Source organism: Streptomyces sp. MnatMP-M17 (assembly GCF_900091995.1).
Lineage (GTDB): Bacteria > Actinomycetota > Actinomycetes > Streptomycetales > Streptomycetaceae > Streptomyces.
Genome location: NZ_FMDK01000531.1, coordinates 1 through 6,755 on the forward strand (window position 1 = coordinate 1; position 6,755 = coordinate 6,755).

At 71.5% G+C, this 6,755-nt stretch carries 4 protein-coding genes; all 4 read right to left on the minus strand.

Translation table 11 applies throughout. From position 1 onward, the window contains the following. On the minus strand, positions 1-1,656 hold a 1,656-nt coding region (locus GA0115259_RS23345), incomplete at its 3' end, for an acyl-CoA dehydrogenase (RefSeq protein WP_093600632.1). After that, entirely contained in the window at positions 1,650-3,485 is a 1,836-nt protein-coding gene (locus tag GA0115259_RS23350; protein ID WP_176732627.1) for an acyl-CoA dehydrogenase family protein, read from the minus strand. The genes GA0115259_RS23350 and GA0115259_RS23345, both read right to left, overlap by 7 nt. 1 nt (position 3,486) lies before the next feature. After that, positions 3,487-5,325, minus strand: a complete 1,839-nt coding sequence (locus tag GA0115259_RS23355) for a fatty acyl-AMP ligase (protein ID WP_093600626.1) — start codon at positions 5,323-5,325, stop codon at positions 3,487-3,489. Positions 5,326-5,454: 129 nt separating this feature from the next. Further along, positions 5,455-6,755: HAD-IIIC family phosphatase (locus tag GA0115259_RS23360; protein ID WP_093600629.1), on the minus strand; the 1,301-nt coding region annotated here is incomplete at its 5' end.

Genomic DNA, 6,755 nt, shown 5'->3' on the forward strand with positions numbered 1-6,755 from the left:
GGCGGGGAGCCAGGCGGGGTCGGCGAGGAAGGCGTCGCCGCCGTCGCGGGCCGCCTGCCGCCGGACACCGATCGCCGATGCGGCCGCGAGCAGGACGGCATACCGGTCGGCGAGAGCGAAGGCGGCGGGGTGGGCGAGCGCCGTACGGTCCTGGGGTGCGAGCGCGCGGCTCGCCTCCTGGACCTGCCGCAACTCGTCCACCAGCTGAAGTGTCAGCCCGTGGACGGCCTGCTCCTCTGGTGCGGCGCCGGGCGGTTCGTCCAGGGCCGCGACCAGCGTGGCGCTGAGCCCGTCCCGTCCGCTCGCCAGCGTGAGCCGGTCGTAAGGGAGGTCCGGGAGGTCCGCGCGTGGCCGGAAGAGGTCCGCGGGGGCCGGTTCGTCGCTGAACCACGAGCGCCGGGCGAGCCGGGACAGCTGGGGAATGATCGTGGACTGGCAGGCCGCGGAGCCCGCGTGGCCGAGGCTGAGCACCGGCAGGTCACGGATGTGCTTCTGGAAGATGCCGTGCTCACCGTCGCGGATGTAGAAGCGGGCGCCGAGCACGATGGAGAGTTCGTGCATGGCGTCGGTGAGGAGCTTCGGTACGAGGTACTTGGTGGCGGCGGCGATGACGCCGGTCTGTTCGGGCAGCAGATGCACCGCCCGGGTCGCGGCCAGGGAGAGGCTGTCGCAGGTCAGGAGATCGGTGAAGGCCCCGGACAGGGTGGCTTTGGCGTGCGGGATCTCCATGACGGACTTGCGGTAGAGCCGTCGGCCCAGGGCGAAGCTTACGACGGTCCGCAGGGCGGTGTCGGTGGTGCCGACCGCCATGCCGGGGAGCGCGGCCCGGGTGATCTGGAAGGCGCGCAGGGCGGTTTCGACTCCCTTGCCGGTCTCGCCGACGAGGGCCGACGCGGGTACGGGTGTGTCGTCGAAGCGGAGTCCGGCCAGGTGGCAGCCGCGCACGCCGACGGCGTCGTAGCGGGGCAGTACCTGCCAGGTGTCCGTGTCGAGCCCGTCGCGCTCGACGAAGAGCACGGAGTGGCTGCGGCTGCCCGGTGCGGAGCCGGTACGGCTGAACAGCACCCAGGCGTCCGCGCGGTCGGCGTTGTTGATGACCTGCTTGGCACCGTTCAGCAGATAACCGCCACCGTTCCCGGGGCGGGCCTCGAACTCGTTGCGTACGAAGTCATTGCCGTGCGCGAGTTCGTGGTACGCGACGGACACCTTGCCGCCGCCGGTGAGGATCCGCGCGAGGCGTGCGCGCTGCTCGGCGTCCCCGGAGGTCCAGACGTTCACACCGGCCATGAAGGAGGTCACGCCGTAGCCGAGGCCGAGGGCGACATCGCGGCGGAACACCTGCCGCATGACCCGTACCAGCGTGTCGAGCCGCTCCAGTCGACCGCCCTCGGCGCGCGGCACGAAGTCGGCGCCGAGCCGCAGTTCGTCGAGGGCGCGCTCACCGGCCGCGGAGAGTTCGGCCGCCTCGTCCGCCTCGATGAGCCGGGCGTGGGACAGTTCGTTGCTCTCGTCGGTGGGGTCGCCGAGGCGTCGGTCCAGTTCGGCCACGCGTGCGGCGGCCCGCGCCTCCTGTCCCGGTACCCCGTGACCGTCCCGTGCGGCGGGGGTCGCCGGGCGGGTGGCCTGGGCGTCCTGGGGCTCTGTGCCGGTCAGCATGGCGTCCTCCCACTCTCGACGGTCCGCTCGCCGTCGGCCGTGCCGGGTGTCGCGGGCTGCCGCTCGGGGCCCCGCTGCGACAGCAGCGAGAACAGCCGACCCGATGAACGGGCTGCCCGCAGGGTGCCGAGCAGTTCTTCGTATGTCTCCTGGCCGGCCGCCGCCGGTTCGCCGAGGCGGACCAGCAGCCGGTCGAGTGCGGTGTGCAGCCACAAGCCGTCGCGCCAGAGTGGTCCGGTGCCGGGGTCGTCGCGGAGGTGGTCGGTGCTGCGCGTCCACAGGCCGAGGCAGGCCGCTCCCGCCCAGCACAGGGTGTAGCGGCGCGCGACCTCGAAGGCGGCGGGCGGCACCTGGGTGAGCACGCCCTGGTACGTCTCCATCTCTTCGTGCACCGAGGTGGTGACGTCGAGCAGCCGCCGCGCGGCCTCGGCCACCGGGACGAGCGCGGAGTTTTCTCGCGCGCGCCGGGTGATCTCCTCGACGGAGGCGGTGAGGCCCGCGATGACTCCGCTGCCGCGCCGGGCGACCAGCGACAGCTTCGTCGGTTCCAGTGGTGGCAGCGGTGCGCCGAGGTCGTAGGCGGTGCCGGCGCCCGCCGTGTCACCAGTGCCGCGCCGGAAGCCGCGTACCAGAGAACGGAACTGGTTGACCAGGGAGTTGAGGTTGACCAGGGTGTTGCCGTCGAAGAGTCCGACGATGCGGTGGTCGCGCTCGACCTTCTGGAACCGGCCGTCGGCGTGGACGTCCTTGAGGAAGGCGCGGGCGCCGAGCACTCCGGTCAGGTCGGCGAGGACCCGGTCGGTGCCGGTGGGCAGCAGGTACTTGGTGACGGCCGAGGTGATGCCGAGTTCCGCGGTCTGGCTCTGTACGGCACGGGCCGCGACCAGGGCGACCGCCTCGTGCAGCAGGACGTCGGCGGCGGCGCCGGCCAGCACGTGCCGGGCCTGTGGGAGGTCGATCAGCCGCCGACCGTACAGTTCGCGTTCCTCGGCGAAGTCCAGGCCGAGCCGCAGCCCGTGGTCGCCGGCGCCGAGTGACAGGGCCGCGCACATGGTGCGGGTGAGCTGGAGCGCCTTCAGCACGATCTCCAGGCCCGCGCCCTCGGCACCGACAAGGGCGCCGCGCGGCACCCGGGCGCCGTCGAAGGCGATACCGGAGATGTCGGCGCCGCGGATGCCGTGGGTGGGGATCTTGGGGAGGTGGCGGTAGGTGTCCGGGGCGAGTTCGCGCTTGTCGACGAGGAGGACGCTGAAGCCGCGCGGGCCGCCGTCCGGGCGGGTGCGGGTCAGCAGCGACAGCACCGCACCGCGGGTGGCGTTGTTGATGAGCCACTTCTCGCCGCTGACCAGCCAGTGGCCGGCGGTGTCCGCTGCCGGGCCGGCGGTCCGCGCCACACAGTCGTCGGTACGTACCTCACCGGCGAGCAGGTCGCTGCCGTGGGCACGTTCGGTGAGTCCGAGGGAGACCGGGACCCCGGCCATGATGTCGGCCCCGAGCCGGGCGCCCTGCTCCGCGGAGCCCGCCACCCAGACGCAGACCCCGCCGAGGTAGGTCTTGCCGTGGCCGATGGCGCAGGTCAGATCGCGGCGGGCGACGGTGCGGATGAGCTGGAGCACCTGCTCGTAGTCGCGCAGTCTGCCGCCGTGCTCGGCCGGTACGTACTCGTCGGGCAGGCCCCACTCCTGGAAACGGTCGCAGATCTCGGCGGGGAACTCCTCCTTGTCGTCGAGTTCCGCGCAGCGGGCGTAGGAGAAGACCTCGCCGGGGTCGCCGGGGTCGCCGAGGAAGCGGTCGAACTCCTCCGCGAGCCGGTAGGGCGGGTGGTCCACGTCAGACCACCGATTCCAGGGACTCGGCGGGGCCGGTGGTGTGGCCGGCCTCTCCGGTCCCGTCGGCCCCGGCGGAGGCGACCAGTTCGCGGACCGCCGGCTCCAGGACCTCGTACAGCGTGGTGATCTTTCCCTCAAGGAAGAGCTCGCGCATGAGGGTCCGCTGGATCTTGCCGCTGGTGGTCTTGCGGACGGTTCCCGGGCGTACCAGCAGGATGTTGCCGGCGGGGATGCTGAACTCCTTGCTGATGAAGCTCTGGACGCCGGAGGCTACGGTGCGCAGGTCGGTGGAGACACTGCCGGGGCGGACCTCCTGGACGGCCACCAGGTGCTCGCGGTCCGTCTCGACGGCGAAGACGGCACCCGCGCCGACGAAGGCCTTGTCCCTGGACTGGATGGCACGTTCGACGTCCTGGGGGTAGAGGTTGCGGCCCGCGAGGATGACTATTTCCTTGAGCCGGCCGGTGACGTAGAGCTGTCCGTCCTGGAGTACGCCCATGTCGCCGGTGCGCAGCCAGCCGCCGCCGTCGGATCCGCCGGTACCGTCCGCTCCGTCCGGGCCGTCGGAGATCGCCGCGTCGAAGATCTCCTTGTTGGTCTCCGGCCGCTTCCAGTAGCCGGAGGAGACGCTGTCGCCCTTGAGCCAGATCTCGCCGACGTGTCCCCCGGGCTTCTCGACGCGCGTCTCCGGGTCGACGATGCGGATCTCGAAGTCCCGCGCGATCCCGCTGCTGACGAGGGAGCGGGTGGGGTGGTCCGCGCGCGGGTCGGCCAGTTCGCCGCGCTCCAGGGCCTCGGCGTCGACATCGAGCACGCGAGGGGCCGCGCCGCGCGGGATCCCGGTGACCAGCAGGGTCGTCTCGGCCATGCCGTAGCAGGGGAAGAAGGCTTCGGGGCGGAATCCCGCGGGCGCGAAGCGCTCGGTGAAGGCGCGGGCCGTCTCGGCCCTGACCGGTTCGGCGCCGTTGCAGGCGGTCGTCCAGGAAGACAGGTCGAGCGTCTCCAGCTGGGCGTCGGTGACCCTGCGCACGCACAGGTCGTACGCGAAGTTGGGGCCGCCGCCGGTGGTGATCCCGTAATCCCCCACCATCTTCAGCCAGCGGACGGGGCGCTTGAGGAAGGTGAAGGGCGCCATCAGGACGGTGGGGATGCCGAGGTAGAGCGGGTGCAGGATATGCCCGATCAGGCCCATGTCGTGGTAGAAGGGCAGCCAGCCGCCGCACACGGAGTCCGGTCCTGTGCCGATCGACCGCTGGATCGCCGCCTCGTTGGCGAGCAGATTGCGGTGCGAGACCACGACGCCCTTGGGATCGCTGGTCGAGCCGGAGGTGTACTGGAGGAAGGCCAGGCTCTCCGGGGTGAGCGTGGGCTCTTTCCAGGCGCCCGCGTCACCCTGGGCCGGGTCGTCGGTGGCCAGGCACGGCACATCGGTGATGCCTTCGGCGGCCAGCCAGGCGGAGATCTCGGGGGCGTTGGCCGAGTCGGTGAGCACGGCGCACGCCTCGGCGTCGCGCAGGATGCCGGAGACCCGGGAGAAGTGCTGGCCCTGTTCGGCGGGCAGCGGTCCGGGCACGGCCACGGCACCGGCGTACAGGCAGGCGGTGAAGGCCTTGATGAAGTCGAGGCCCGCCGGGAAGAGCAGCAGGACCTGGCGGTTCGCGGCTCCGCGTGCCTGGAGCCAGGAGGCGATCCTGCGTGCCTCCTGGTCGAGCCCGGCGAAGGCGAGGTGCTGCGGCACCGAGCCACGGGCATCGTCGGGCAGGAAGATGAAGGCATCCGCGGCGCCGCGGGCTTCGGTCCGCTCCAGAACCAGTTCCGTGAAGGTCCGGAAATTCGTCAACGTCTTTCTCCGACCTCTCCGAGTTCCGCTGGCATGGCGCCGGCACGGGTTGCTCTGACATCACGATCGTCGTCCGGGGCACTAAGGAGACGCTTGTGCGGCCCGGGCGCCCGGGGGGCGGGGCGCGGATCAGCCGGCGGTGTCACGGAAGTCCGCGTCAAGTGTCACGTGACCGGGCACTTCGGGCAGTCCGGTGAGCGGGTGCCGGAACTCAACGGCGCCGTCCGCCGCTTCGGCGGCCTGCTCGAAGCCGAGCGACGGGTAGAAGTCGCGCATCTTGTGGTTCTTGGCGGTGGGCCGGTAGCTCGCGCGTACCTCGGCCGCGCCCGAGTCCGCCGCGTGCTCCAGAAGCGCGGCGATGGTGGCCTGCTCGACACCGCGTGCGAAGACACGGCAGCTGAGCAGCATGTTGTCGATCCGCAGGGCCTCGTCCTCCCGGTACGCGAAGAGGGCGCCCACGACCCCGTTGTCACCGAAGCGGTCGCGGGAGCGTACGGCCAGCACCAAGTGGTCCGGTGAGTCGAGCCGTTCGCGGACGTCGGGTACCTGGAGCCTTCGGGTGGTGAGGTTGAACTGGTTGGTGCGCAGGGTGATCTGGGCGACCCGGGCCACTTCGTGGTCGCGTACCGGAGCGACCTCGACCCGCACGTCGAGGGCGCTCAGGTACTCCTCCATCGAGCCGGCGGTCTGCTGGAGGTCCTGCCGTTCCGCCTCCTGGCGGTACTGCACGGCCCGGCCCCGGTCCTCGGTGGTCAGTTCGCGTACGTCGAACCAGCCGTCGGCGAGCAACCGGTCGATGTGCACCGCCGGTTCCTCGTCGAGCCCGATCACGGCGACCTCGGGGAGCGTCGAGGCGACGAGGCCGCGTTCGAAGGGCGAGTCGTCGGCGAAGACGAAGCTGTCGGTGCCGAGATTGAGCCGGTCGGCGAGGGCGCGGATATTGCCGTCCTTGGGTTCCCAGTCGGCGCTGATCCGGACGAAGTCGGCCTCGCGCAGGGTCATGTCGGGGTGGTCACGGAGCACATCGAGGACCGGCTCACGGTCGTTCTTGCTGCACACCGCGAGCAGGACGCCCTGGCTGCCGATCTGCTTGACCACCTTCTGGAACCGGCCGAAGGCCTCACCGCGGTAGGTGGTGGCGGCGGCGATGCGGTCGGGGCCGTCGTCGCCGAGGATGCCGTCCCAGAGGGTGTTGTCGAGGTCCACGACGAGGACCTTCTTCGCCCTGCCGCGCAGCGTCCGCAGCAGATGGCCCGCGTGTCGCGCGTAGCGGGCGAGTACTTCATCGCCCAGGTGCACCTTGGCGTAGGCGGCGAGGCGCGGGTCGCGGACCGGTCCGCCCTCGGCGATCAGCGGCTCCAGGTCGACGACGTGCAGCCGCGGGTGCGCGGCGGCGAGCCGCAGCAGACCGATGTTGAACTCCCGCCAGG